Source organism: Escherichia sp. Lx600-2, from assembly GCF_036662595.1.
In the GTDB taxonomy this organism is placed as follows: domain Bacteria; phylum Pseudomonadota; class Gammaproteobacteria; order Enterobacterales; family Enterobacteriaceae; genus Escherichia; species Escherichia coli.
The window spans coordinates 1-1586 of the sequence record NZ_JAYQWM010000216.1 but is presented as its reverse complement, the minus strand read 5'-3'; the positions used below and the strand labels follow the sequence as shown (position 1 = coordinate 1586).

Annotated in this window: 1 protein-coding gene and 2 pseudogenes; all 3 read left to right on the top strand. The window is 45.5% G+C overall.

Annotated features, from left to right (window positions below; translation table 11 throughout):
• Positions 1-105 (top strand): annotated as a pseudogene (locus OQV04_RS24530) (DNA-binding transcriptional repressor CitR); the annotation flags it as partial.
• 146 nt (positions 106-251) lie between these two features.
• Positions 252-1472 (top strand): phosphoadenosine phosphosulfate reductase, encoded by a 1221-nt coding sequence (locus OQV04_RS24525; RefSeq protein WP_000029797.1) that lies wholly within the window; start codon positions 252-254, stop codon positions 1470-1472.
• A pseudogene (locus OQV04_RS24520) lies at positions 1445-1510 on the top strand (hypothetical protein); the annotation flags it as partial. The gene OQV04_RS24525 and the pseudogene OQV04_RS24520, both read left to right, overlap by 28 nt.
• Positions 1511-1586 lie beyond the last annotated feature (76 nt).

Genomic DNA, 1586 nt, shown 5'->3' with positions numbered 1-1586 from the left:
GAACATCCGTTACCTTGAATAAAGCTTTACATTTGCTATAATAAATGTTCTTTAAACAATCTGGTGTTCTCACGATTCATTGACCGTCTAAATGAGTGTTTTTGATATATAACCTCAGACAGCTACTATAACTTTCACCTATTTATTCACAGCGCGAATGAAAAATAAAACACTCTGCTTTTCAGTGTTTACTTTATAATTAACAGTCTTATCTCACTGATCACCCTGTAACGTTCAGAGAGCGTCTTCAGATGTCTATTTATAAAATTCCTCTTCCGCTCAATATTCTGGAAGCTGCACGAGAGCGTATTACCTGGACACTCAACACCCTACCCCGCGTTTGTGTCTCATTTTCTGGCGGCAAAGACTCTGGTTTAATGCTGCATCTGACAGCCGAACTTGCCCGACAAATGGGCAAAAAAATCTGCGTTTTGTTTATCGACTGGGAGGCGCAATTCTCTTGCACCATTAATTATGTTCAGTCCCTGCACGAGTTGTACACCGATGTCATCGAAGAGTTTTACTGGGTTGCGCTCCCGCTTACGACGCAAAATTCCCTTTCACAATACCAACCCGAATGGCAGTGCTGGGAACCTGATGTCGAATGGGTGCGTCAGCCCCCGCAAGATGCGATAACCGATCCTGACTTTTTCTCCTTTTACCAGCCAGGCATGACCTTCGAACAATTTGTACGTGAGTTTGCCGAATGGTTTTCACAAAAACGTCCGGCGGCGATGATGATCGGCATCCGTGCGGATGAGTCCTACAACCGTTTTGTCGCCATCGCCAGTTTAAATAAACAACGTTTTGCCGACGATAAACCCTGGACTACGGCCGCACCAGGCGGTCATAGCTGGTACATTTATCCCATTTACGACTGGAAAGTGGCTGATATCTGGACCTGGTATGCAAATCATCAAAGTCTCTGCAACCCACTGTATAACCTGATGTATCAGGCAGGCGTTCCTCTGCGTCATATGCGAATTTGCGAACCTTTTGGCCCGGAGCAACGACAAGGATTATGGCTCTATCACGTTATCGAACCGGATCGCTGGGCTGCTATGTGCGCACGAGTCAGCGGGGTAAAAAGTGGCGGCATTTACGCCGGACATGACAATCATTTCTATGGGCATCGGAAAATCCTCAAGCCAGAACATTTAGACTGGCAAGAATATGCATTATTGCTGCTCAATAGCATGCCGGAAAAAACAGCTGAGCATTACCGCAATAAAATCGCCATTTATTTGCACTGGTATCAGAAAAAAGGCATCGAGGTTCCACAAACCCAGCAAGGGGACATTGGCGCGAAAGATATCCCCTCCTGGCGGCGGATATGCAAAGTTTTACTCAATAACGATTACTGGTGTCGGGCATTATCATTTAGTCCTACGAAAGCGAAGAACTATCAGCGTTATAACGAACGGATAAAAGGAAAACGTCAGGAATGGGGGATACTATGCAACAACGATTAACGCAGGATTTAACGCAATTTCTCGCCAGCTTGCCGGAAGGGTGATGCTGCCAACTTACTGATTTAGTGTATGATGGTGTTTTTGAGGTGCTCCAGTGGCTTCTGTTTCTATCAG

Coding starts and splice junctions, on each gene's coding strand:
- OQV04_RS24525 (WP_000029797.1), top strand. CDS start 252: ATGTCTATTTATAAAATTCCTCTTCCGCTCAATATTCTGGAAGCTGCA.